The sequence below is a fragment of the Halalkalibacter flavus genome (assembly GCF_036663575.1).
Lineage (GTDB): Bacteria > Bacillota > Bacilli > Bacillales > Bacillaceae_D > Halalkalibacter > Halalkalibacter flavus.
This window is the reverse complement of the sequence record NZ_JAWRVK010000028.1, coordinates 1-23,072: the sequence shown is the minus strand read 5'-3', so window position 1 is coordinate 23,072 and position 23,072 is coordinate 1. Positions and strand designations below refer to the sequence as shown.

Annotated in this window: 23 protein-coding genes and 1 riboswitch; of the genes, 3 read left to right on the top strand and 20 right to left on the bottom strand. The window is 39.6% G+C overall.

Translation table 11 applies throughout. From position 1 onward, the window contains the following. The first annotated feature begins 126 nt into the window (after positions 1-126). Positions 127-1,356, top strand: a complete 1,230-nt coding sequence (locus tag SAY88_RS16975) for a PucR family transcriptional regulator (protein ID WP_332633290.1) — start codon at positions 127-129, stop codon at positions 1,354-1,356. A 24-nt stretch (positions 1,357-1,380) separates the two neighbouring features. Here SAY88_RS16975 and ade read toward each other — a convergent pair whose 3' ends face one another. The 4 genes from ade to SAY88_RS16955 all read right to left on the bottom strand — a co-directional run bounded on the left by ade (position 1,381) and on the right by SAY88_RS16955 (position 6,460). Next, a complete protein-coding gene (ade, locus tag SAY88_RS16970) occupies positions 1,381-3,114 on the bottom strand; it encodes an adenine deaminase (RefSeq protein ID WP_332633288.1) in 1,734 nt (577 codons plus the stop codon). A 181-nt stretch (positions 3,115-3,295) separates the two neighbouring features. Then, positions 3,296-3,607: a YerC/YecD family TrpR-related protein gene (locus SAY88_RS16965; RefSeq protein ID WP_250096534.1), complete on the bottom strand. Its 312-nt coding sequence runs from the start codon at positions 3,605-3,607 to the stop codon at positions 3,296-3,298. Positions 3,608-3,634: 27 nt separating this feature from the next. Further along, on the bottom strand, positions 3,635-4,663 hold the full coding sequence (locus SAY88_RS16960) for a DUF3048 domain-containing protein (RefSeq protein WP_332633286.1): 1,029 nt from the start codon (positions 4,661-4,663) through the stop codon (positions 3,635-3,637). Between the two features lie 57 nt (positions 4,664-4,720). Continuing rightward, positions 4,721-6,460 carry an adenine deaminase C-terminal domain-containing protein gene (locus tag SAY88_RS16955; protein WP_332633284.1) on the bottom strand — a complete coding sequence of 580 codons (1,740 nt, stop codon included), beginning with the start codon at positions 6,458-6,460 and terminating at the stop codon, positions 4,721-4,723. Between the two features lie 133 nt (positions 6,461-6,593). Between SAY88_RS16955 and SAY88_RS16950 the strand changes: the two genes are divergently transcribed. Both SAY88_RS16950 and SAY88_RS16945 read left to right on the top strand, forming a co-directional pair. After that, positions 6,594-6,839, top strand: a complete 246-nt coding sequence (locus SAY88_RS16950) for a YgaP family membrane protein (RefSeq protein WP_332633282.1) — start codon at positions 6,594-6,596, stop codon at positions 6,837-6,839. Positions 6,840-6,922: 83 nt separating this feature from the next. Next, positions 6,923-7,033 (top strand): EYxxD motif small membrane protein, encoded by a 111-nt coding sequence (locus SAY88_RS16945; protein WP_332633280.1) that lies wholly within the window; start codon positions 6,923-6,925, stop codon positions 7,031-7,033. On the opposite strand, the gene purD is transcribed toward SAY88_RS16945, so the two are convergent. The 16 genes from purD to SAY88_RS16865 form a co-directional block, all read right to left on the bottom strand. Continuing rightward, on the bottom strand, positions 7,008-8,279 hold the full coding sequence (gene purD, locus SAY88_RS16940) for a phosphoribosylamine--glycine ligase (protein WP_332633278.1): 1,272 nt from the start codon (positions 8,277-8,279) through the stop codon (positions 7,008-7,010). The two genes, SAY88_RS16945 and purD, sit on opposite strands and share 26 nt — an antisense overlap. A 12-nt stretch (positions 8,280-8,291) precedes the next feature. After that, entirely contained in the window at positions 8,292-9,830 is a 1,539-nt protein-coding gene (gene purH, locus SAY88_RS16935; RefSeq protein WP_332633276.1) for a bifunctional phosphoribosylaminoimidazolecarboxamide formyltransferase/IMP cyclohydrolase, read from the bottom strand. A 3-nt stretch (positions 9,831-9,833) separates the two neighbouring features. After that, positions 9,834-10,415: a phosphoribosylglycinamide formyltransferase gene (gene purN, locus SAY88_RS16930; RefSeq protein ID WP_332633274.1), complete on the bottom strand. Its 582-nt coding sequence runs from the start codon at positions 10,413-10,415 to the stop codon at positions 9,834-9,836. Beyond that, a complete protein-coding gene (purM, locus tag SAY88_RS16925) occupies positions 10,415-11,449 on the bottom strand; it encodes a phosphoribosylformylglycinamidine cyclo-ligase (RefSeq protein ID WP_332633272.1) in 1,035 nt (344 codons plus the stop codon). The genes purN and purM overlap by 1 nt, the downstream gene beginning before the upstream one ends. Before the next feature lie 19 nt (positions 11,450-11,468). Beyond that, positions 11,469-12,881: an amidophosphoribosyltransferase gene (gene purF, locus SAY88_RS16920; RefSeq protein WP_332633271.1), complete on the bottom strand. Its 1,413-nt coding sequence runs from the start codon at positions 12,879-12,881 to the stop codon at positions 11,469-11,471. After that, positions 12,857-15,082 carry a phosphoribosylformylglycinamidine synthase subunit PurL gene (purL, locus tag SAY88_RS16915; protein WP_332633269.1) on the bottom strand — a complete coding sequence of 742 codons (2,226 nt, stop codon included), beginning with the start codon at positions 15,080-15,082 and terminating at the stop codon, positions 12,857-12,859. The genes purF and purL overlap by 25 nt, the downstream gene beginning before the upstream one ends. Then, positions 15,066-15,749 carry a phosphoribosylformylglycinamidine synthase subunit PurQ gene (gene purQ / locus SAY88_RS16910; protein ID WP_332633267.1) on the bottom strand — a complete coding sequence of 228 codons (684 nt, stop codon included), beginning with the start codon at positions 15,747-15,749 and terminating at the stop codon, positions 15,066-15,068. The genes purL and purQ overlap by 17 nt, the downstream gene beginning before the upstream one ends. Further along, positions 15,746-15,997 carry a phosphoribosylformylglycinamidine synthase subunit PurS gene (gene purS, locus SAY88_RS16905; protein ID WP_332633266.1) on the bottom strand — a complete coding sequence of 84 codons (252 nt, stop codon included), beginning with the start codon at positions 15,995-15,997 and terminating at the stop codon, positions 15,746-15,748. The genes purQ and purS overlap by 4 nt, the downstream gene beginning before the upstream one ends. Next, a complete protein-coding gene (gene purC / locus SAY88_RS16900; protein WP_332633265.1) occupies positions 15,985-16,707 on the bottom strand; it encodes a phosphoribosylaminoimidazolesuccinocarboxamide synthase in 723 nt (240 codons plus the stop codon). Before purC ends, purS begins: the two co-directional genes overlap by 13 nt. A 68-nt stretch (positions 16,708-16,775) precedes the next feature. Continuing rightward, positions 16,776-18,074 carry an adenylosuccinate lyase gene (gene purB, locus SAY88_RS16895; protein ID WP_332633263.1) on the bottom strand — a complete coding sequence of 433 codons (1,299 nt, stop codon included), beginning with the start codon at positions 18,072-18,074 and terminating at the stop codon, positions 16,776-16,778. A 32-nt stretch (positions 18,075-18,106) separates the two neighbouring features. Beyond that, a complete protein-coding gene (gene purK, locus SAY88_RS16890; RefSeq protein WP_332633261.1) occupies positions 18,107-19,240 on the bottom strand; it encodes a 5-(carboxyamino)imidazole ribonucleotide synthase in 1,134 nt (377 codons plus the stop codon). Continuing rightward, positions 19,237-19,722: a 5-(carboxyamino)imidazole ribonucleotide mutase gene (purE, locus tag SAY88_RS16885; RefSeq protein ID WP_332633259.1), complete on the bottom strand. Its 486-nt coding sequence runs from the start codon at positions 19,720-19,722 to the stop codon at positions 19,237-19,239. The genes purK and purE overlap by 4 nt, the downstream gene beginning before the upstream one ends. Positions 19,723-19,864: 142 nt before the next feature. Continuing rightward, positions 19,865-19,966, bottom strand: a riboswitch (purine riboswitch). Positions 19,967-20,042: 76 nt separating this feature from the next. Continuing rightward, positions 20,043-20,252 (bottom strand): NETI motif-containing protein, encoded by a 210-nt coding sequence (locus tag SAY88_RS16880; protein WP_431308888.1) that lies wholly within the window; start codon positions 20,250-20,252, stop codon positions 20,043-20,045. Positions 20,253-20,365: 113 nt separating this feature from the next. Next, entirely contained in the window at positions 20,366-20,929 is a 564-nt protein-coding gene (locus SAY88_RS16875; protein ID WP_332633257.1) for an isoprenylcysteine carboxyl methyltransferase family protein, read from the bottom strand. Beyond that, positions 20,929-22,026: a type III polyketide synthase gene (locus SAY88_RS16870; RefSeq protein WP_332633255.1), complete on the bottom strand. Its 1,098-nt coding sequence runs from the start codon at positions 22,024-22,026 to the stop codon at positions 20,929-20,931. The genes SAY88_RS16875 and SAY88_RS16870 overlap by 1 nt, the downstream gene beginning before the upstream one ends. 832 nt (positions 22,027-22,858) lie before the next feature. Beyond that, positions 22,859-23,072, bottom strand: a 214-nt coding sequence (locus SAY88_RS16865) for a hypothetical protein (protein WP_332633253.1), incomplete at its 5' end; no start/stop codon positions are given.

The following is a 23,072-nucleotide window of genomic DNA, read 5'->3' as shown; positions in this document are numbered from 1 at the left end:
AAACATTCGGACAAATCGATCAAATTTACGTTGAAACTAATCTATAATAAGCAAGTACAGTATACTCAGTTTCTCTTAAATTATGCTATAGTATCACTACGAAAACAAAAAAGTAGGGGGTCATTGATGAATTCAAATAAATTTGATCGTGTCTTCGATTCACTTGAAGATTTTGTTGATACGATAAGTGACGTTTTAGCTTGTCCTGTCACACTTGAGGATGCCAATCATCAATTACTAGCCTATAGTTCCCATGATGATGGAACAGATGCTGCCCGAATTTCAACGATTATCGGAAGACGTGTTCCTGAAAAACTCGTTAACCGCTTTTGGAAAGAAGGAGTCATCCCCACTTTAAACCAAAGCGATGATCCTATAGAAATTAGTAGCATTGTGGATTTGGGCTTACGTAATCGAGTGGCAATCTCCATACGAAAAAACCAAGAAGTACTTGGATATATTTGGGTTATCGAAATTGATACGAAATTATCGAAAGCAGAGAAACAACTATTAAAGGTTGCTGCTACAAAAGCAAAAAACCTCTTACTTCAGTTAAATTTACAAAAGAAACGTCGGGAGAAAAACCACCAAGAGGTCTTATGGCAAATCATTACAGGTGATACGAATTCACATGAAGGAACGACTCTACTATTAGATAAGATCGGGATTATTGATTCAAAACCGTTAGCCTTTATGCTCATACGGTTTCAAGAAATGACAGATGTTTTGTATCGAAATGTCATGTATATTGTGAAAACGACGAGTAAAGTGAGTATGTTAATTGATACAGTTGATGACAATCAACTTATATGTTTAATAAGTCCTATAGCTGAAACAACAAAAAATCAATTAGAACTGACCCAATTCATGGAGACCATTCAGTGTCAAATGAGTGAGCGATTTAATATTCATAACCTGTTTATTGGATGCGGGTATTTATATACAGATTACTCTAAGCTAACACAGAGTTATCAGGAAGCTCAAAAAGTCGTCCAAATCAAATCGAATGGATTAACGGAGTTACAAAAAGCATTTTTTTACCACGAACTAGGAGTCTTTCGCCATCTTGACGTGTTACACAATCACAATGAAGACCTTGTCATGAATCCAGCTTTAACTCTTTTACAGGTCTATGATCAACAACATGCGACCTCGCTATATAAAACGCTTGATGTTTTTCTAAACAGAGATGGAAATATGAATGAAGCAGCAAAGGAGCTGCATATTCACGTCAATACTCTAAGTTATCGTCTAAAAAGGATTCAGGAAATTGCAAATACCGATCTCAAAGATCCAATACAACGAATTGGTCTTTACTTAGATATGAAACTAAAAAGCCATCAAACGAATGAATAACTTTTCGCTTGATGGCTCTCACTATTATTCGCTCGCTGAAGCGTCAATATGTGTAAAGTTTTTCACATCAAACAATCCGGTATCTGTTAATTTTAATGAAGGAATGACTGGCAAAGCAAGGAACGAAAGCGTTAAAAATGGGTTCCAATATTCCTTGAATCCAATTGCCTTTAATGCTTCTTCGAGCTTCTTTAGTGAATCGTTAATGTGATCAAATGGTTCAAGTGACATTAAACCAGCTAGAGGCAAAGGGAGATTAGCTAATACTTCTTTTCCTCTTACAACCGCAATTCCACCCTGTCCTTTTGCAACTTGTTCAACAGCAGTGAGAATACTTTCATCGTCCGTTCCACACGCTACGATATTATGGGAATCATGTGCCACGGTTGCAACAATCGCTCCCGCTTGAATGGGTATTCCTTTCACAATACCAACGCCTACATGTCCTAGCTTATGATGCCTTTCAGCAACAACTAACTTTAATTGATTGTTTGCAACGGACGGCTTGAACAATCCACTTTCTACCTGAACCTCTTCTATTAAGTGGCTAGTAACAATTGATCCAGGAGTTACACCAATCACATGAGCCTGATTTCCATTAACGGGTAAATTTAACTTTGCAGGCGTCAATGGTTCTAACCTTACACTTTCTAAAAGGTATGCAGGAGGTGTGATTGGCTCTCGTACCGTATAAGTCATCTTGCCATTTTCAGCTACACACTCTCCCTTAACATAGACAGCTGTGATATCAACCTCTTCCAAATCACGTATTAGAAGAAAGTTTGCTTCATAACCTGGTGCAATTGCTCCTTTCCCTTCCAATTTAAAACACTCAGCTGCATTTAGACTAGCCATTTGAATAGCTTGCATCGGGTCAACTCCGAGCTTAATCGCCTTTCTTACGCTTGCATCAATCGATCCTTCATTTAGTAAGTCGTCAAGATGCTTATCATCGGTAGCAAACACACAGCGTCTTGCATTTTGCGCAGTTAAAATTGGAAGCAGTGCCTCAATATCCTTTGCTGCAGTTCCCTCACGCATGAGCAAATACATTCCTAGACGAAGGCGATCTAGGCCCTCTTTTGCAGTAACAGCTTCATGATCATTGCTAATCCCCGCAACACGATAAGCATTCAAACCGGTGTTATCTAACCCTGCAGCATGCCCATCAATTGTCTTTTTGCGGTTCCATGCCGCTGTAAGTTTATTCATCATTGTCTCTTCTCCATACAAAACAGCCGGATAATCCATCACCTCTGCAAGTCCATAGGCGTCATGCTCATCAAATAACTTCTCAATCTCAGCTGTCGTTAAATCAGCCCCATTATGTTCAAAATTTGTTGCTGGTACACATGAGGGGACCATCATCTTAATATCAAGAGGCAGATCTTTAGCTGCTTCAATCATATACTTCACGGCTTCAAACCCACCGACATTAGCAATTTCATGAGGATCAGCCATTACTGTTGTGACACCGCGAGGAACAACAATTTTTGTGAATTCCTCAGGCGGGACCATCGCAGATTCGATATGAACATGCCCGTCTACAAATGCTGGAGCCATATACGCTCCTTTCGCATCAATCTCGCTACATCCCTCATATTTACCAATACCGACAATCATTCCATCTGTAATTGCAACATCTGCTTCATACGTCGTTAAGGTAAAAACATCAATTATTTTTGCATTTTTTACAACCACTTCTGCTTTCTCTCTTTTTGTTGCTGCAGCGATTCGTTTTTTCAGTACTTGATTCATGCTATTACACCCCGTTCTTTACATCATGGTTTATCTATTGTAGTACGAATCGTACTGAAATACACGCACTCAGCAAGGTTTTCTTACATTCATACTACTCTTACTTATGAGTTTTTCTTAATCTATGTATATGACCAACTACATAAACAAAAAGAAAAACCACAGGAACCCCTGTGATTTTTTATTCTTTCACTTCAACCTCTTGTTCACTCACACGATCTAAGGTCATTTTGTAGCCGTCATTTCCATAATTCAGGCAACGTTTAACACGTGAAATAGTCGCTGTACTCGCCCCTGTTTCCGTTTCAATTTTATGATACGTATAGCCATTTTGTAACATTCTGGCTACTTCTAAGCGTTGGGCTAATGATTGAATCTCATTAATGGTACATAGATCATCAAAAAACTCATAACATTCCTCAAGATCTTTAAGTGATAAAATGGCTTTAAATAGTTGATCTAGCTCTTTGCCACGTAATTTATCTATTTGCATCTGTACACAACCTTCCTTAACAATACATTAGTCATACGAAAGTGCCTCTTTTATCCCGGGATTTGACGGCACGATATTAATCCACGTTTGACCTGGTTTTAGCTTTACTGGTTCTCCATCATGAACTGGAATAAGCTGTCCATTACGATTTTCCCAAGATACTTCGTTCATAATGCCACTTTGGAAAAGGATCGCTCTTCCACCTGATGTTAAATCGATAGCCCGTCGTCCGTGATCATCTAATACACGGTGTTCCGTTTCTAAAACAAGAACATTTGACAAGAGAACGGGATCATTTGTTTCGTATTCAACAGTCTTTCGTTCACCATTAAAACGCTCGTAATACCCTGAGGCTTCATCATAGACATATTGAATATGATTTTTCCCTAAGTAATTCACTTCAATCTCACTTGCTTTATTGCCAACGATATGAATATCTTCATTTTCATAAAAGTCTAAGGCTGGAACCTCTCCTGTTATAACATAGCCTTTTTCATTTACAAAGCCTTGGATCATATCCTCATACGTAATGTATGAATTATGGGGTGCCTTACGTTCAGGCGCTCGCTTAAAAAGTGACCCATCATAGGAAATACCATTAATATGATCAACTTTCCCTTCACTTAGGAGCTTCTTTGCCGTAGGACTATAACCATGAGCAACAAGCATCCCATCAAATCCGTGCACTAAATCAACATGGTACTCTCTAGCACTTCGAACAGGACCAACTTTGTTTGGAAATTGACTCTGGTAAAGAGCAACAAAGCGAGTAACCGTCCCTTCAGCTAATAACTCGTAAACAATATCTGCTTGGCTTAAACCAGTTTGTGGACGTGCAGCAGGGTCATTGTTAATCAAAACGCTAATGATACGGTGATTAGCCTCTTCTTCTGCTTCCATGCCACTAAGTGGATATGTATAGGAAGGAGCTTCAGCCAGCTCCTCTTCCACAAATACTTCTTCCACTGTCTCTTCTTTTATTTGGTCATTATTACTGCATCCCCCTACTATTAAAAAAGCAGATAACAAAAGGGGGAATTTCCATACTTTCTTCATTATTACACGACCTTTTTTCAATTAACTCACTAAACTAAAAAAGTGTCCTTTCTTAGTTTAACGCATAATCGCAGGAAAGAGTACCGTTTTCTTTTTCACATCATAAATTCCTCTTTGTGTGACACGGATATATGGAAGATGTGTTGACGAGAAGAATAGCAGGCTATAAATTGGATCCTCAAATTTGTAGCCCCGATCACGTAATAACGTAACAAATTTCTTTTCATCTTCCATAACGCCTTCCATCGACTTTTTAGATAATGTTCCAAATATCTCTAATTGTATTTGACCAATAAGCTTTCCATCTTCGACCAAGGTCATTCCTCCACCTTGCTCTTTTAAAGCATTAAAAGCAGCAATCATGTCTGAAACATTTTTTCCAATGAGGATTACGTCACCTGTATTGGAAAACGAACTAGCAAAACCTGATACATGTGTAGCAAACCCTTTAATCATTGTAGCAATATGCCACTTTCCATATTTATCCATCATCACGAAGAAGCTCTCATCATGATTGGTACTTAATACTTTATCTGTACTTTCAATCGGGATTTGATACGGTTTCAAAATAACAGAATTTGTCATTTCAATACCCATTGCCATCGAAAAATGGAGATCATCTTCTGATAAATTCCAATCAATCTTAAATGGCTCTATTCCGTAATCTTCCCACGGAAAATCGCCAAACTGATCAATATGCTCCCCGTCTCTTACAACCCATTTCCCTTTTGCTAAAACAGAGCTTGGTAACGGATTGTTAATATCATCAAGAATATTTATATGTGCAATTCTACCTGGAGCAATCATTCCAAGTTTATGATCAATATGGTAATATTTCGCCACATTATAACTAGCCATTGAATATGCATCAATTGGGTCTAATCCACTTTCTAATGCGATCTTAATTAATTGATCCATTACCCCCTTTTCATAAAAAGCAGGTGGAGAACCATCTGTGGTCATAAGACACCTTTCGAAATAATCAACCCCCAGCTCTTGCATTTCCTTAAGCAACTTAGGTAAATCTGGGCGGATTGAGGAGTGTCGTAACGACGTTGTATACCCTAAGTCTAGACGTCTTACTGCCTCTTCTCCAGTCATAGCTTCATGATCGCATGTGACACCTAAAAGTGCCATTTGTGCTAACGTTCTCTCTGAAGCACCTGGCAAATGTCCTTCAATCGGTTTACGGAGTCTTGTCGTTTCTTGCATTAAGTGAAGCGTAGAATCATCACCTTCTAACACTTTAGGCCAAGAAGTCAATTCTCCTCCTTGTAACACAAGAGGATGCTCTAACCATTCTTTCATTTTTGAATTCGTTAATGGTTCTTCATCTCGAAGTTCCGTTTGTGCATCATAGCGCGACCACCAATACATAGAAGCTGGTAACTCATCAAGAGCTTCTATCAAAGTAAGCGCTTTCTTTTTTTCAAGATGTAAAAAGAACATTAGATTATCATTGATCAGTGTTGTTGTCCCTCTTCCTGACGCATACTTAGCGAAGCTATGGGGATTATAAAGTTGAAACGGGTGAGCATGGTGCTCAATATATCCTGGTACAACCAATTTGTTATCACAATCAACAATCTCTGTATTAGTTAACGTCGCAGGCATTTCATTCCCTACGTACACGATTCGGTCTTCAGATATCCATATATTAGCTGTAAGCCATTTTCGGCGTGCAAAATTTAAATAAGTTGCATTTCGGAGGACAAGTGAAGGAGATTTTTCTCCTTTTACTACAGCTAATTGCTGCCGTAATCGTTGTTTTGTCCAGCGGTAAAGTCTCTCAGTCATCCTGTCATCACCCATTTCATCATTTCCTTTTTTATAATAGTACCACAAATCTGGGAATTCGCTTACTACTTTGTTAAATATCTTAACAAAAATAATTGGAAGATTGACAAACATGTGAAAGGTGGATCTAATTATGAAACCAAATATCGGTCGTATAGATGCATTATGTCGTATCACAATGGGTTTCACAATCCTTGCTTGGTCTACCTCTAAACTTGTTAAAAGACCAAACGATAATGTGCCTCTTTTTGCAGCAGTCTGTGGAAGTATGAAAGCTGCAGAAGGGATTACAAGATTCTGCCCTTTAACTTACTTGGCTGAGCAGAAAATGGAAACGATGCAAGATCATGCTTGTCATCATGATAGTCACAGTGAGTAATATGTAAAACAAAAAGAAGCCGTATAAGATCATCAAACGTGATCTTATACGGTTTATGATTCAATTTTTTAGGAGGAAATCCCATGTTTAATATTCAGGAATATGCAACTGACACTCTTTTTATTTATATTATGGTCATTGGAAGTATCGTTGCTCTTATTTATTTGTTTATGAGGAAGAGACGCGTGAAATAGCTTTATGCGCAATATCTTTACGATAAAATAAGCCGTCTGTACTTACTTTCTTCACTTGATCATACACACGTTGTTGCGCTTTTAGCAATGACGCTTTTTTTGTTGCAATTAGCAAAACTCGTCCACCGTTCGTTTTCCACTTGCCTTCTTCCTTTTTTGTACCCGCATGGAAGACTAACATGTCTTCTTCAAGTTCCTCTAATCCCTCAATCACTGTCCCTTTTTTATAGGACCCAGGATACCCTTCACTTGCTAAAACAATACCTACCACTTCATCTTCTGACCATTCTAATGTAGGTGTTTTTCCATCTAATAAAGATGTATACACTTCTACCAGGTCCGAATTTAAACGCGGCAAGACAACTTGTGTTTCTGGGTCACCAAATCGAGTATTAAACTCAATTACTTTTGGCCCGGCTGACGTCATCATTAATCCAGCATATAAAATTCCTGTAAATGGAGTCCCTTCTTTAATTAAAGCATCGGCTGTTGGTTGAAGAACTTTTTCTACCGCTTCAGCAACATCCTCACTAGAAAATTGCGGCACTGGTGAGTATGCTCCCATTCCTCCTGTATTTGGACCTTGATCACCGTCAAGTGCTCTCTTATGATCTTGAGCACCAACCATAGGGATAACTTTGTCATGATGAACGAATGCCATCAGGGAAAGCTCTTCACCTTCTAAATACTCTTCAATAACAACTTGTGCACTTGCCTCCCCAAACACAAGATCCATTAACATGGAAGAAAGAGCATTGATCGCTTCCTCTTCAGTCATTGCTACAACAACGCCTTTTCCAGCTGCTAATCCATCAGCTTTTATCACGATTGGTGCTCCCTGCTTTTTCACATAAGCAACAGCCTCATCATAATCCGTGAATGTTTCATAGCTTCCAGTTGGGATATTGTATTTTTTCATAATCGATTTGGCGAAAGATTTACTACCTTCTAACATAGCAGCCTCTTTTTTCGGGCCAAAGATACGCAACCCTTCTTCTTGGAATCTGTCAACAACTCCTCCAAGTAAAGGAACCTCTGGACCCACGATCGTTAATCCAATCTCTTGTTCTTTTGCAAAAGCAATAAGTCCATCAAAATCATTTTCATTAATCTGAACTGGTGTTGCTACATCAACCATTCCTTCATTTCCTGGTGCAACAAACACTTCTGAAACCTGATTGCTTTGGGCAACTTTCCAAGCAATGGCATGTTCGCGACCGCCACTACCAATAATAAGAACTTTCATTTGAACACTCCTTTAATGTTTAAAGTGTCTTACTCCTGTCATAACCATTGCAATTCCGTATTTATTAGCCATTTCTATGGATTCTTCGTCACGGATTGAACCACCTGGTTGAATAATAGCTGTTACACCTGCTTTACCGGCAAGTTCTACAGTGTCCCCCATTGGGAAAAAGGCATCTGAACCCATTACAGCTCCTTCAATTCGCTCACTAGCTTGCGTAATAGCAATATCAGCAGCACCAACACGGTTCATTTGTCCTGCTCCAACACCGACAGTCATTTGTCCATTTGTTAATACAATTGCATTTGACTTCACATGTTTAACAACTTTCCACGCTAATTTAAGAGCTTCCCACTCTGCATCAGTTGGCTTACGATCTGTTGGGATTGAAATTGTTGCTTCGTCAATTCCATAATGATCTTCATCTTGAACTAAAAGACCACCATGAATCGATGTTAGCATTGCTTCAGGTTGCTCTTGCTTAGTCATTGGAACAGTTAACAGACGTAAATTTTTCTTTGCTGTTAATACATCAAGTGCTTCTTGTGTAAAAGCAGGAGCGATAATAATCTCAAGGAAAATATCCTTCATTTTTACTGCCGTTGCCTCATCAATTTCGCGGTTTGCAGCGACTATACCACCAAAAATCGAAACAGGATCAGCTTCATATGCACGCCCATAAGCTTGTTCAATGGATTCACCTGTACCAACTCCGCATGGATTCATATGCTTAACTGCCACAACAGCTGGCTCATCAAATTCTTTTACTATAGCAAGAGCTGCATCAGCATCATGAATGTTGTTATATGAAAGTTCCTTTCCGTGAAGTTGAACCGCACTAGCAATCGAGCTTTCATCAGCTAAAGGCTTTTTATAGAATGTTGCCTTTTGATGAGGGTTCTCTCCATAACGTAAACCTTGCTTACGCTCATATGTCACTGTAAATGTTTCAGGCTCCACTTCACCTACAGCTTCTGTTAAATATTCAGCAATTAATGCATCATAAGCTGCTGTATGTCTAAATACTTTCGCTGCTAAGCGACGCTTCGTTTCGACCGTTACATCTTGCTCATTAGAAAGTTCTTCAATGACAGTTGGATAATCTTTCGGATCAACAACAACGGTTACATGCTGATGATTCTTTGCTGCTGCACGAAGCATACTAGGTCCGCCAATATCGATGTTCTCAATTGCATCTGCAAATGTACAATTTGGTTTTGCAATCGTCTCTTTGAATGGATACAAGTTAACGACTACTAAATCAATAGGTGAAATATTATGTTCAGCTAGTTGTTCTTGATGCTCAGCACGCTCTCTCATTGCAAGCAACCCGCTATGGATATTCGGGTGAAGAGTTTTCACTCGACCATCTAAAATTTCTGGGAATCCTGTCACTTCTGAGATACCAATAACAGGTACTCCTGCCTCTTGTAGAGCTTTCTTTGTTCCGCCAGTAGAAACTACTTCAAAGCCTTTTGCGACAAGAGCTTCGACAAACTCAACAATGCCTTCCTTATTTGAAACACTTACTAACGCTCTTCTTTTACTCATCAATTACCCAACCTCTTTCGTACGATCTATGATTGTTTGAATTGTTTTAGGATATAGTTCGTGTTCAACTGCCTGGACTTTCTTCTGCAAGGAATCAACCGTGTCATCTTCCTCAATTCGTACAGGTTCCTGTGCAATAATTTCACCCGTATCCATACCCGCATCGACGTAATGAATGGTAACTCCTGTAATCTTCACCTTTGCTTTAAACGCTTGTCCAATCGCATCTAACCCAGGAAAAGAAGGAAGCAAAGAAGGATGAATATTAACCATCCTTCCTTCATATGCATTTAGCAAAGTAGGACCTATTAACCTCATATACCCCGCTAGCACAACAAATGAGACTTCACATTTTTCCAATTCTCGTATGACATCTTGTTCAAAGTCAGCCTTCGTTTCATACGTTTTTGGATCAGCAATGAAACAGGGAATGTTGAACAGATTCGCTCTTTCAATAACTTTTGCTTTTGGTTTATCTGTAACAATGAGAGCAACTTCGACATCAAGGAGTCCGTCCCTAGCAGCATGAATAATTGCTTCGGCATTCGTCCCACTCCCTGAAGCAAAAATAGCGATTTTCATCATTACTCAATGCCTCCAATGGTAACACCTGTACCCTCTTCTACTCGTCCTATAATATGTGCGGATTCACCATTCTCCTCAAGTGTACGTAGAACTGGTATATGTTCTTCCTCAGGAACGACTAATACCATTCCAATCCCCATATTAAATGTTGAGAACAGCTCCTTTTCCGTTAACTCGCCATACTTTTGAAGCAAGTTAAAAATAGGAGGAACCGGCCATGATCCGTTGTCTACACTTACACAAACACCAGCCGGTAACATACGTGGAATATTTTCATAAAATCCACCACCAGTGATATGTGCCATTCCATGGACAGTATGGTTCTTCAAGCAAGCGAGCAAAGGCTTCACATAAATCTTCGTTGAAGTTAACAGCTCTTCTCCTAATGTTTTTCCTAGCTCCTCGATTTGATCATTTAAAGAAAATGAATGATCATGAAGGAAAACTTTTCTAACTAATGAAAAACCATTGCTGTGCAGTCCGCTAGAAGAAAGACCAATGACCACATCTCCTGGTTTGATTTTTTCACCAGTGATAATTTGCTGCTTTTCAACAGCGCCAACTGCAAACCCAGCTAGATCATATTCTTCTTCACTATACATTCCAGGCATTTCTGCTGTTTCTCCACCAACAAGAGCACAACCTGCTTGTTCACAGCCATCAGCTACCCCCTTAACGATTGCTTCTAAACGTTCAGGAACCGCTTTGCCACATGCAATATAGTCTAGAAAGTAGAGCGGCTCTGCTCCTTGAACAACAATATCATTTACACACATCGCAACGGCATCGACACCAATTGTATCGTGACGATCTAGCATGAAGGCAAGCATAAGCTTTGTTCCTACTCCATCAGTTCCAGAAACAAGTACTGGCTCCTTTAGATTTAATGTAGATAGATCAAACATTCCTCCAAAACCACCAAGTGATCCCATGACTCCAGAACGTTTTGTTCTATTTACATGACTCTTCATTCGCTCAACTGCTTCGTAACCTGCTTCAAGACTGACTCCTGCTTTTTTATAAGCTTCTGACATTCTCCTTGCTCCCTTCCTTCTAAACCTTTGCGTATGGATGTAACGTATCTGGATAAATTTCGGTTGGATATTCCCCTGTAAAACAAGCTAGACACTGACCACAGTTTGATGTTTCATTAGAACGACCAATCCCCGTTTTTAATCCTTCTACTGATAAGAAGGCTAATGAATCTGCTCCCATCATTTCGCGCATTTCTTCGATAGAATGGTTTGCAGCAATTAATTCACCTGAGTTCGATGTATCAATTCCGTAGAAGCATGGATTCTTAATTGGAGGTGAACTGATTCGCACATGAACCTCTTTAGCACCAGCTTCTCGTAGCATGTTCACAATTCGTCTACTTGTTGTACCACGTACAATTGAGTCATCAATCATAACAACACGTTTTCCTTCTACAACGCCTCGCACAGCAGAAAGCTTCATTTTCACACCTTGTTCACGAAGCTCTTGAGATGGCTGAATAAACGTACGTCCAACATAACGGTTTTTGATCATACCTAATTCGTAAGGAATTCCAGCTTGTTCAGCGTACCCAATTGCTGCTGAAATACTAGAATCCGGCACCCCTGTAACAACATCCGCTTCAATCGGAGATTCAATTGCTAGCTGCTTCCCTAGATTTTTTCTAGATGTATGAACATTGATTTCATCAACATTGCTATCTGGACGTGCGAAATAAACGTATTCCATACTACAGATTGCTCGTGTCGCCGAACCTGAAAACCTAGTTGATCGAAGACCATTATCATCGATAATAACAAGTTCACCAGGCTCTACCTCGCGCTCATATTTTGCACCAATCAGATCAAACGCACATGTCTCTGATGCGATCACATATGCCTCACCAAGTCGACCAATCGATAAAGGACGAAGACCGTTTGGATCAAGTGCTACCATTAGTTGTTTTTCATTCAACACAGCTAGAGCATAGGCACCCTTTAACATCGCTAGTGCATTTCTAAGCTGTTCTTCTAACGTATTGTAGCCACTGCGCTTAATTAAATGTGCGACCACTTCTGTATCAGATGTTGATTGAAAAATGCTTCCCTGACTTTCTAATTGATGCTTCATGCTATTTGCATTCACTAAATTTCCATTATGTGCAATGGCCAAGCTTCCCATTTGCGAGCGGAAAAGCAGGGGTTGCACATTGGCAAATCCCCCACCTCCAGCTGTCGCATAACGAACGTGACCAATGGCAGCATGTCCGCTTAGCTGATCAAAATCATTCGGACTAAACACATCATTTACCAAGCCCAATCCTTTATGAACTTTTAATTGCTTTCCGTCTGTTGCAACAATCCCAGCACCTTCTTGGCCGCGATGCTGTAAACTATGAAGACCATAATAAGTTAGGTGAGCAGCATCTTTATGTCCCCAGATGGCAAACACACCGCATTCTTCATTTAAGCCTTTGATTTCAGCAAACATGGAATGGCTCCTTTCCAAGCCGTTACGATCTCATCCTGTGTTGTTTCAAGAATGACACCTTGTTCATTATTTTTAATTACAAGAGATTGTGAATCTGTTACTTCACCAATTTTTGTAGCAGCTACTAACTGCTCAAATTGCTCTGCTTTTTCACTTGGAACCGTTACGATAAAGCGAGATTGTGATTCCGCGAATAAAGCTGCCGTCGTCTCACCCGCTAACGAAACTGTTGCTCCCACTTCACCAGAAGTCATACATTCAGCCAGACCTACCGCTACTCCACCTTCTGCTACATCATGAGCTGATGCAACAAGACCAGAGCGAATCGCTGTTAAAAGTTGCTTCTGAAGTCTTTTTTCTAGTTCTAGATCAAGCATAGGAGCTTTTCCTGAAATATCGCCTTCTACTAGCTTTTGTAATTCACTTCCACCAAATTCAGGCTTTGTCTCTCCAACAAGATAGATTACGTCTCCTGCTTGTTTGAAGTTTTGTGTCGTAATATGATCAATGTCCTCAATTAGACCAACCATACCGATAACTGGTGTTGGATAAATAGCTACCCCAGCTGTTTCATTGTAAAGAGACACGTTACCACCAATGACTGGTGTTTCTAGAATACGACAAGCTTCACTCATTCCGTCTGTAGACTTTTCTAACTGCCAGAAAATTTCAGGCTTATCAGGACTTCCATAGTTCAAACCGTCCGTTAACCCTAGTGGAACCCCACCAGAACAAACAACGTTACGCGCTGCTTCAGCAATCGCAATCTGACCGCCTACTTCAGGATCAAGGTATAAATAGCGAGAGTTACAATCTGTTGTCATCGCTAGTGCTTTTCTTGTGCCGCGAATTCGAACAACCGCAGCATCAGAACCCGGCTCAACTACTGTGTTAGTTTGAACCATATAATCATATTGATCATATACCCATTCCTTACTTGCAATTGTTGGCTGAGCTAACAACTTAAGTAATGTTTCTTTATAATTGTCAACAACAGGAGTCTTTTCTTCTTGCTGTTGGAACGTTTCATAGTAAGCCGGAACACTAGATGGCTTATGGTAAACTGGTGCTTCTTCTGCTAATGCATCAACTGGAAGATCTGCAACAACTTCTCCTTTATGAAGAAGGCGAAGGCGCTTATCATCTGTTACATGACCTACTTCAGCAGATAACAATCCCCAACGGTCAAAGATTTCTTTAATTTCTTGCTCGCGTCCTTTTTTAACAACGATTAACATACGCTCTTGAGACTCAGAAAGCATCATCTCATAAGGTGTCATCCCTTGCTCACGTTGTGGAACAAGATCTAAGTTCATTTCAATACCAGATCCAGCTTTACTTGCCATCTCTGCAGAAGATGATGTAAGACCAGCTGCTCCCATGTCTTGAATACCAACAAGAGCATCGTTTTGAATTAATTCTAAACAAGCTTCAAGTAATAGTTTTTCCATGAAAGGATCCCCTACTTGTACAGCTGGACGCTTTTCATCTGAATCTTCACCTAGTTCTTCAGAAGCGAATGTTGCCCCGTGGATCCCATCACGACCAGTGCTAGCACCTACGTACATAACCGTGTTTCCGACGCCTTTTGCTTGTCCTTTTTGAATATCTTTATGATCAATTAAACCAACGCACATCGCATTGACGAGTGGATTGCCTTCATAGCAAGGATCAAATTGAATTTCTCCCCCTACTGTTGGAACTCCCATACAGTTACCATAACCTGCGATCCCTGCAACCACTTCTTCAAATAAGTAGCGAACACGAGGTGATGTTAATTCACCAAAACGTAAGGAATTTAAAAGTGAAATTGGACGAGCTCCCATTGAAAATACGTCACGAAGGATTCCACCTACACCTGTTGCAGCACCTTGGTACGGTTCAATTGCTGATGGGTGGTTATGACTTTCAACCTTAAACACAACCGCTTGCTCATCACCAATATCAATAATACCAGCACCCTCACCAGGTCCTTGCAAGACGCGTTCTCCTTCTGTCGGAAACTTTTTCAATAGGACTTTTGAATTTTTATAACTACAATGTTCCGACCACATTACTGAGAAAAGACCTGTTTCTGTCCAGTTCGGCGTTCGACCAATGATCTCCTCAATCATTGCAAATTCTTCATCTGTTAAACCCATTTCGCGGTAAAGCTTTTCCTCTTTCACGCGCTCAGCTGTTGGTTCAAGAAGTAGTGACATGAGATTCCCTCCAATTTCTTACAATCGATTGAAATAAACGCAGACCATCGTCGCCGCCTAGTAATGCCTCCACAGCACGTTCAGGGTGTGGCATCATTCCGAGTACATTTCCACGTTCGTTTGTAATTCCTGCAATATCGGCTTTTGATCCGTTGATAGCTTGTTCATAACGGAACACAACTTGATTATTTGCTTCTAACGCCTCTAATGTCTTTTCATCACATTCAAAGTTACCTTCACCGTGTGCTACCGGAATCGTGATGACTTCGCCCTTTTCATACCCTGTTGTAAACAACGTCTCATTGTTTTCAACTTTTAGTTCCGTCGGACGGCAAATGAACTTTAATCCGTCGTTACGCTTCATCGCACCTGGGAGCAGTCCTAATTCAAGAAGCATTTGAAATCCGTTACAAACCCCAAGAACCGGCTTTCCTTCTTCTGCAAATTTCTTCACTGCATCCATGATAGGTGAGAAACAAGCAATTGCTCCAGAACGAAGGTAATCACCGTATGAAAATCCACCTGGTAAAAGAACTCCATCAAAGCCTTCTAAAGATGTTTCATCATGGCGAACATAAGCCACTTCTTCTTGCAGGGCATCCTGAATCGCAAAAAACATATCTGAATCACAGTTCGAACCAGGAAAAACAATTACTGCAAATTTCATGAAGGAACAACCTCCTCGATTTCAAAACGATAATCTTCAATCACTGTATTAGCAAGTAATTTTGAACACATTTCATCGATACGTTGTTCCACATTCTCAGTACTGTTTACTGTAAGCTCCATGTATTTACCGATGCGTACTTCTTCAACCTCTTTGTACTCCATTGTGTGAAGAGCACGTTTTACAGCTCCTCCTTGTGGATCTAGAACACTTTCTCTTAACGTAACGTAAACTTTTACTTTGTACATGATGCGCCTCCTAAGCGTGATAAGATTTCTTGGTAACCTTCTTGTAAGCTTCCTAAATTTCTTCTAAATAAATCTTTGTCAAAACGTTGATTTGTATCTTTATCCCAAAGTCGACAAGTATCAGGTGAAATTTCATCTGCAAGCAAAATCTCATTGTCACTTGTACGCCCAAATTCTAATTTGAAGTCAATTAAGCGTACATTCATGTTATCGAATAGATTGATCAAATGTTTATTTACTTCCAATGCTTTCTCTTTAAGGGTTGTTAAATCAGAGTTTGTTGCTGCATTTAAAATTGCAATATGATCTTCAGTAACAAGCGGATCTCCAAGTGCATCATCTTTGTAGTAGAACTCAACAATTGGCTCTGCAAGTTCTGTTCCTTCTTCAATTCCAAGACGCTTTGCCATACTGCCTGCGACTACATTTCGAACAACTACTTCTAATGGAATAATCTCCACTTTCTTTACTAGCTGTTCTGTTTCTGAGAGCCTTTTAATGAAGTGACTGTCAACACCGTTGTCATTTAAGTAAGAAAAGATTAAAGAAGTAATCTCGTTATTCAGTCTAGCTTTTCCTGTTAGTGTTTCTTTTTTCTCGCCATTAAATGCAGTTGCATCATCTTTATAACTAACCCAAAGCTCATCTACATTAGCTGTTTGATATATTTGCTTTGCTTTTCCTTCATATAGCAAATCGCCTTTTTCCATGATTTAACCTCCAAAAACTGAAATATTGGAATTTTTTATATACAAAAGGGACAAGCCCTCTTTCTTTATTAGTCTTCTAAGCCAACTCTTGCAAAAATCGTACTTACATGCTTCATATGATGTTCATAGTTGAAGCATTCTTCAATTTCATCAGGAGTTAATACACTTGTAATTCTATCTTCCGCTTCAACTAATTCACGGAATTGAATGCCTTTTTCCCAAGCTTCCATTGCTTTTGGTTGAACTAAGTCATAAGCCTCTTCACGGACCATCCCTTTGTTAATTAAAGAAAGTAGAACACGTTGAGAATAAATTAACCCATAAGTACGAGTCATGTTACGCTTCATATTTTCAGGGAATACCGTCAAATTCTTAACAATATTTCCGAAACGATTTAGCATGTAATTTAAAGCAATCGTTGCATCTGGAAGAATGATACGCTCAGCAGATGAATGAGAAATATCACGCTCATGCCATAATGGAACATTCTCATACGCTGTCATCATGTAACCGCGAATCACTCGAGCTAGCCCCGTCATATTTTCTGAACCAATAGGGTTACGTTTATGAGGCATAGCTGACGAACCTTTTTGACCTTTTGCAAAGAACTCTTCTACTTCTCTTGTTTCGCTCTTTTGCAAACCACGAACTTCAACAGCAAACTTTTCAATTGAAGTAGCAATAAGTGCTAAAGCGGCTAGGTACTCGGCATGACGATCACGTTGCAAAGTTTGAGTAGAAATTGGTGCTGCTTTAAGGCCAAGTTTTTTACATACGAATGCTTCAATTGATGGATCAATATTCGCAAATGTACCAACAGCTCCAGAAAGCTTTCCAACACGTACTCCTTCAGCTGCATGCTTGAAACGTTCTAAATTACGCTTCATTTCTTCATACCATAATGCGAGCTTTAAACCAAACGTAGTTGGCTCTGCGTGAACACCATGTGTACGTCCCATCATGATTGTGTATTTATGTTCTTTTGCCTTATTTCCTAATATCTCAATAAAACGTTCGATGTCAGCAAGTAAAATCTCATTAGCTTGTTTTAATAAATAAGACAGAGCTGTATCAACAACATCTGTTGACGTTAAGCCATAGTGAACCCATTTTCTTTCTTCGCCTAACGTTTCAGAAACGGCACGTGTAAAGGCAACTACATCATGACGAGTTTCTAGCTCAATTTCGTTAATACGATTAATATCAAAGCTTGCATTTTCGCGAATTTTCTTCACATCTTCTTTTGGAATTTCTCCAAGTTCTGCCCAAGCTTCACAAGCAACAATTTCTACTTCCAACCAAGCTTGAAATCTGTTTTCCTCTGTCCAAATAGCTCCCATTTCAGGGCGAGTATAACGTTCGATCATCTATAACCAGCCTCCGCTTTTATCTAATTATATTATTTAAGGATATTAACTTGTTGCAGTCGCTCTATCTTCTCACATGCTTCCTCTACTGAGTTAGCTGTTGCCGTCAAGTGACCCATTTTTCTTTTTACTTTCGCTTCTTTTTTACCATAAAGATGAAGTTTCACATCATTTATATTGGAAACGGATTGAAGTACACCTTCTAAATCCTCACCAAGAATGTTCTCCATCACAACAGGAGACCATAGTTGAGTAGATCCAAGTGGCAAGCCACACACAGCTCTTATATGCTGTTCAAATTGTGACGTTTTGCATGCTTCAATCGTATAATGACCAGAATTATGTGGACGTGGTGCGAGTTCATTAGTATATAATCTGCCATCCTCAAGCATAAAAAGCTCTACAGCAAGTGTTCCAACGACGTCTAACCCTGTTACAATCTTTAAGGCCATATCCTTCGCTTGCTCACTTACCGTCTCATCAATTCGAGCTGGAACATGAGAACGGTAGAGAATGTTGTCTCGATGTTCATTTTCCGATACAGGAAAGACCGATGTCTCTCCGTTTCGTGAGCGTGTAACGATTACCGAAAGTTCAAGCGTAAAAGGAATCCAAGCCTCTAGCACGCATTCACTACTTTTCAGTAATTCTTCTGCCCCTTGCTTCAGTTGCTCTATATCATGAACTACTCTTTGTCCTTTGCCGTCATATCCACCACGGCATGTCTTTAGCACAGCTGGGAAGCCAAGCTTTTCTGCTGCCTCATCTATATCATCTAGTGAATGAATGGCCCGAAACGGAGCAACTGGAATCCCTAAATTTTGAATGGCTTCCTTCTCTCTTAAACGGTGCTGAGTAATCCCTAATACCTTTGCACCTTGTGGGAAATCAGCTTGCTCTGTCAGCCAATTTGCTGTTTGTTCATCAATATTTTCAAATTCATAAGTGATCACATCAGACACTTCAGCAAGCTTTTTCGCTCCAGCAACATCATCATAGGAAGCTTCAATTACTAAATCAGCAACTTGTCCACAAGGTGAATCCTCTGTTGGCTCTAAAACAGCTATCCGGTAGCCCATTTGCTTAGCAGCAGTTGCCATCATTCTACCAAGTTGACCACCACCGATAATCCCTATTGTTGCTCCAGGCGCAACGATTCGACTCATAGTTGATCACTACTTTCTAGAACAGCTTGCTTTGTTTTTTCTCGTCTTGCTTCTAGGCGATCAGCAACTTCAGTCTCGTAAGCACCTAGCATTTGAGCTGCAAGCAAGCCAGCATTCGTAGCACCCGCTTTCCCTATCGCTACAGTGGCAACAGGAACACCTCCTGGCATTTGGACAATCGATAGTAAGGAATCAAGACCTTGTAATGCTTTCGATTGAACAGGAACACCAATGACAGGTACTGTCGTCTTCGCTGCAACCATTCCTGGCAAATGTGCCGCCCCACCTGCACCGGCAATAATAACCTTTAAACCTCTATCTCTTGCTTCCTCAGCATATTGAAACATGAGATCCGGAGTCCGGTGCGCTGAAACTACTTTCTTCTCATACGTAATTTCTAACTCATCAAGAACGTCACATGCAGCTTTCATTGTATCCCAGTCAGAAGTACTTCCCATTATGACACCAATTTTTGGATTCATCGTCGCTCTCCTCCACTACTTATCTTTATCCTGTTTAAATTATGACATTAAAAAAGCGCAGAACAACTTTCTAATCTACTCATTTTGAGAGAAAGGAAGCTGCACCCACGCTTTTCATCGATACAGAGAAAATAACTTCTCAGTATCTCCCGCTTTCCCTCATAGTCTGACTATTTAAGGTAGTCAGGTAGAAACTTATGGACCATATCTCCAAGATTATATGAGGCGTATTTCGTTTTTCGTTCGTTCTTATAGGTATATCTTACAAGCATCCTATAATACTGTCAACAAAAAGTCGAACATTGAAAATGTCAGACTTTTTATCGTTCGCCTTCTACTAAAATCCCTTCAAAAATAATCTGCTGGCGGATTGGTACGTATTCCTTATTAGAGTTAACCTTTTCTTCTTTAAATATAGGCTTTTCTATCCTTTTTACAGGTTGATATCCTGCTTCTTTCATCCGTTCTAGACAAGCTTCAATCGTTTCTGATTCTCCTACTTCAAACCGTTCTTTTCTTTTTTTAGCCAATATTGTTCCTCCATTCCCTTAAACTACCTGTTTATTTATCTTATCGCCCTCTCCAAACTTCATCAAGAAATATCTAAGGCCTACTTATATAGAAAGAATAAGTGAAGCGCTTTCTACTCTTCATTAGTACTAGGGATGAACCTTTTACGCTTTTCAAACACTTTTTGATAATTTGTGACCTCTTCCAGAGCCGTTTCCTCCATCTTAATTCGGACAGAGAGAACAAAAGCATTGATGATCGTAAAGACAATGGCTGTCCAATAAGCTTGAAATATTAATGGAAGACATGCGATTTCTGTAACCACAATTACGTAATTAGGGTGACGCAAATAACGATACGGACCTTTTGCTATCACTTTTGCACCAGGTAAGACCATAATCCTTGTATTCCAAAACCTTCCTAGTGATGATAATGCCCATACTCGCCCTATTTGTGCGAGAAGAAAGACGAGTAACGGAGCGACTGACCAGAGAACAAAACTTCTATCGATGACAGACACTTCTATTAACAAAGAAACAAAAAACATAGAATGAAGCGCTACAATCTGTTTATAATGTTCTTTCCCGACTTCATACCCTCCTTGACTTTTTATCCACCTAGCATTGCGATTAGCAATGACTACTTCAACCACTCTTTGTACAACTATAAGCAAAATAAAAACGTAAATAGCAAGCATTACTGAAGCTCCTTCCATTGTAATAGTACTAATTCCGAACAAAACCCAGGTCCTAGAGCCGCCATAAGGCCGAGTTCACTATCAGAGTGGTTCTGCAGCATAAATCTCTCCAATACATAGAGAACTGTTGGCGATGACATATTGCCATGATGTCTAAGAACCTCTTTTGAAACATTCGTCATTGCCTCATCTAGTTTTAACGTTTCTACGTAAGCTTCGATTACTTTCTTTCCACCTGGGTGAGCTATAAATGAAGTAATTTCCTTCATTCCGATTTGATTTTTCTCAAGAAAATTTGTTACATTCGGGCCTAGCCAATCTTTGATAATGGTTGGTATATCTCTTGAAAAGACGACATGTAATCCTGAATCTTTGATATCCCACCCCATTACATCTTCTGAATGGGGCATTAACGTCGACTGGCTAGCCAATATGCTCGGCAGTATTTCTTTTTTCACTTTAGTACTTAGTTCAGATTTATCTCCTATAACGAATGCACATGCCACTCCATCTGCAAACAAAGATGTTCCCACAAGATTGCTTTTGGAATGATCATTTCTCTGGAATGTTAGACTGCAAAGCTCTACACAAACAACTAATGCATTCTCGTTTGGAAATGCTTTGCAATATTCATAGGCTCGACTCACTCCTGCAGCTCCCCCTGCACACCCAAGCCCCCATAAAGGGATTCTTTTTGTATGTGGAGAGAAAGGAAGGTGATTCATGATTCTTGCATCCAAACTAGGAGTTGCCATACCTGAACTAGAAACTAAAATGATAGCATCAACGTCTTTTTCTTCTATTTTTTCTTTTAAAAATACTTGGTTATAAAGACATTTCTGAATGGCTTCCACACAAAAGGAAGTAGCCAGCTCAATATATAAATCGTTCTTTTCTTGTAGTGAATGGTCGTATTCAAACCAATTCATCGGAACAGAAAATTGACGTTCCTCAATTTGTCCATTAGCAAACACCTTCAGTAACCGTTCAATATCATCATAGCTATCCGCAAAAAGCTCTCTAGCAAATTCAGTGGTTGTTTGTTGATTTAACGGATACGGGGGCTCATATGTACTTACGGAAACAATGGATGGCATAAACTCACCTAGCCTTAACGTATAATTTACCGTTAGCTTCACCAAATATTGGGTAATCATGCATGATAAATGGATTGTAAAAAGGCCTAGATATATATACACTTACCTCTTGGACTTTTTGCCACTGGAGTACAATCGAATAATAATATTTCGAGGGTTAACGGAACCGGATAAGGCTACTCCAAGCCACCAAAAACCTGTAAATAAAACATGTTATAGCCAAATATTAATTTTAGGGTTGAGGAGTTGCTCTATTTGGTTAGTATTTTCGTCAATTAATGTGATTACTTGCTCTTTTTCCACCGTAGCTTCCCAATTTTATTCATATTATTATTTGGTTAGTCATTGTAAATAGGAATATACGATGGGATTACATCTAAAGAGGTGGATCAACTATTCAATACAGAGTTTTTTGTACAGAGGAGATTTTTTTCATTTTTTAAGCCCCATTTTTCTTGTTGGATTTTGTTTGGTGAAGTATTACGCCTATTTAGTGTTAAAAAAGTGAGGCACATAACGCCTTACTGGCCTACTTGAGGGATATTTTGTCGAAAGTGGAGGATTTACTGTCCAAAGTAGTTCATTTACTGTCGGTTCTCTTTGATTTTCTGTCGGAGTGTTATTCCTGTTTATGTGTCCTCTTTTTCTAGACTACAACAATCAATCATCTCTAAGTTGGAGCGTGCCCCCGCCTGGCAACGTCCTGGCTCACCCTTTCTCTTCTACGGGGAGGATTGGACATGGAGTGATTTTTTTCGATGTTTCTCATGTCGTTTTACGAAGAGCAAGGGTTCGTCTCACAGGGGGACATGGAGTATTTCAAGAAGTTTACTCACGTAGTAACCATCGGTTTATTCGAGGAAGATGTTGCTCCTCCGGACCAAAGCTCTTCAGCGCCTTGAGCATTATGTTTATGCATATAAAAAAAGACAATCCATTGGATTGTCTCAGGCTGTTGAGAAAGTCTTCTCAATAGCCTTTTTTTGTAGCTATTAATCCGATTATTCAGGTGAATATAGTATAATATAGATAGAATAATCGTGAGG

Bases quoted from the DNA above. Each gene is read 5' to 3' on its own strand.
- purB (WP_332633263.1), bottom strand. From the start codon at position 18,074: ATGATCGAACGTTATACTCGCCCTGAAATGGGAGCTATTTGGACAGAG.
- SAY88_RS16965 (WP_250096534.1), bottom strand. From the start codon at position 3,607: ATGCAAATAGATAAATTACGTGGCAAAGAGCTAGATCAACTATTTAAA.
- SAY88_RS16870 (WP_332633255.1), bottom strand. From the start codon at position 22,026: ATGCCATCCATTGTTTCCGTAAGTACATATGAGCCCCCGTATCCGTTA.
- SAY88_RS16875 (WP_332633257.1), bottom strand. From the start codon at position 20,929: ATGCTTGCTATTTACGTTTTTATTTTGCTTATAGTTGTACAAAGAGTG.
- purE (WP_332633259.1), bottom strand. From the start codon at position 19,722: ATGAATCCAAAAATTGGTGTCATAATGGGAAGTACTTCTGACTGGGAT.
- SAY88_RS16960 (WP_332633286.1), bottom strand. From the start codon at position 4,663: ATGAAGAAAGTATGGAAATTCCCCCTTTTGTTATCTGCTTTTTTAATA.
- ade (WP_332633288.1), bottom strand. From the start codon at position 3,114: ATGAATCAAGTACTGAAAAAACGAATCGCTGCAGCAACAAAAAGAGAG.
- SAY88_RS16950 (WP_332633282.1), top strand. From the start codon at position 6,594: ATGAAACCAAATATCGGTCGTATAGATGCATTATGTCGTATCACAATG.
- purS (WP_332633266.1), bottom strand. From the start codon at position 15,997: ATGTACAAAGTAAAAGTTTACGTTACGTTAAGAGAAAGTGTTCTAGAT.
- SAY88_RS16945 (WP_332633280.1), top strand. From the start codon at position 6,923: ATGTTTAATATTCAGGAATATGCAACTGACACTCTTTTTATTTATATT.
- SAY88_RS16955 (WP_332633284.1), bottom strand. From the start codon at position 6,460: ATGACTGAGAGACTTTACCGCTGGACAAAACAACGATTACGGCAGCAA.
- purM (WP_332633272.1), bottom strand. From the start codon at position 11,449: ATGTCAGAAGCTTATAAAAAAGCAGGAGTCAGTCTTGAAGCAGGTTAC.
- purL (WP_332633269.1), bottom strand. From the start codon at position 15,082: ATGTCACTACTTCTTGAACCAACAGCTGAGCGCGTGAAAGAGGAAAAG.
- purK (WP_332633261.1), bottom strand. From the start codon at position 19,240: ATGAGTCGAATCGTTGCGCCTGGAGCAACAATAGGGATTATCGGTGGT.
- purQ (WP_332633267.1), bottom strand. From the start codon at position 15,749: ATGAAATTTGCAGTAATTGTTTTTCCTGGTTCGAACTGTGATTCAGAT.
- purC (WP_332633265.1), bottom strand. From the start codon at position 16,707: ATGGAAAAAGGCGATTTGCTATATGAAGGAAAAGCAAAGCAAATATAT.
- SAY88_RS16975 (WP_332633290.1), top strand. From the start codon at position 127: ATGAATTCAAATAAATTTGATCGTGTCTTCGATTCACTTGAAGATTTT.
- purD (WP_332633278.1), bottom strand. From the start codon at position 8,279: ATGAAAGTTCTTATTATTGGTAGTGGCGGTCGCGAACATGCCATTGCT.
- purF (WP_332633271.1), bottom strand. From the start codon at position 12,881: ATGTTTGCTGAAATCAAAGGCTTAAATGAAGAATGCGGTGTGTTTGCC.
- purN (WP_332633274.1), bottom strand. From the start codon at position 10,415: ATGATGAAAATCGCTATTTTTGCTTCAGGGAGTGGGACGAATGCCGAA.
- purH (WP_332633276.1), bottom strand. From the start codon at position 9,830: ATGAGTAAAAGAAGAGCGTTAGTAAGTGTTTCAAATAAGGAAGGCATT.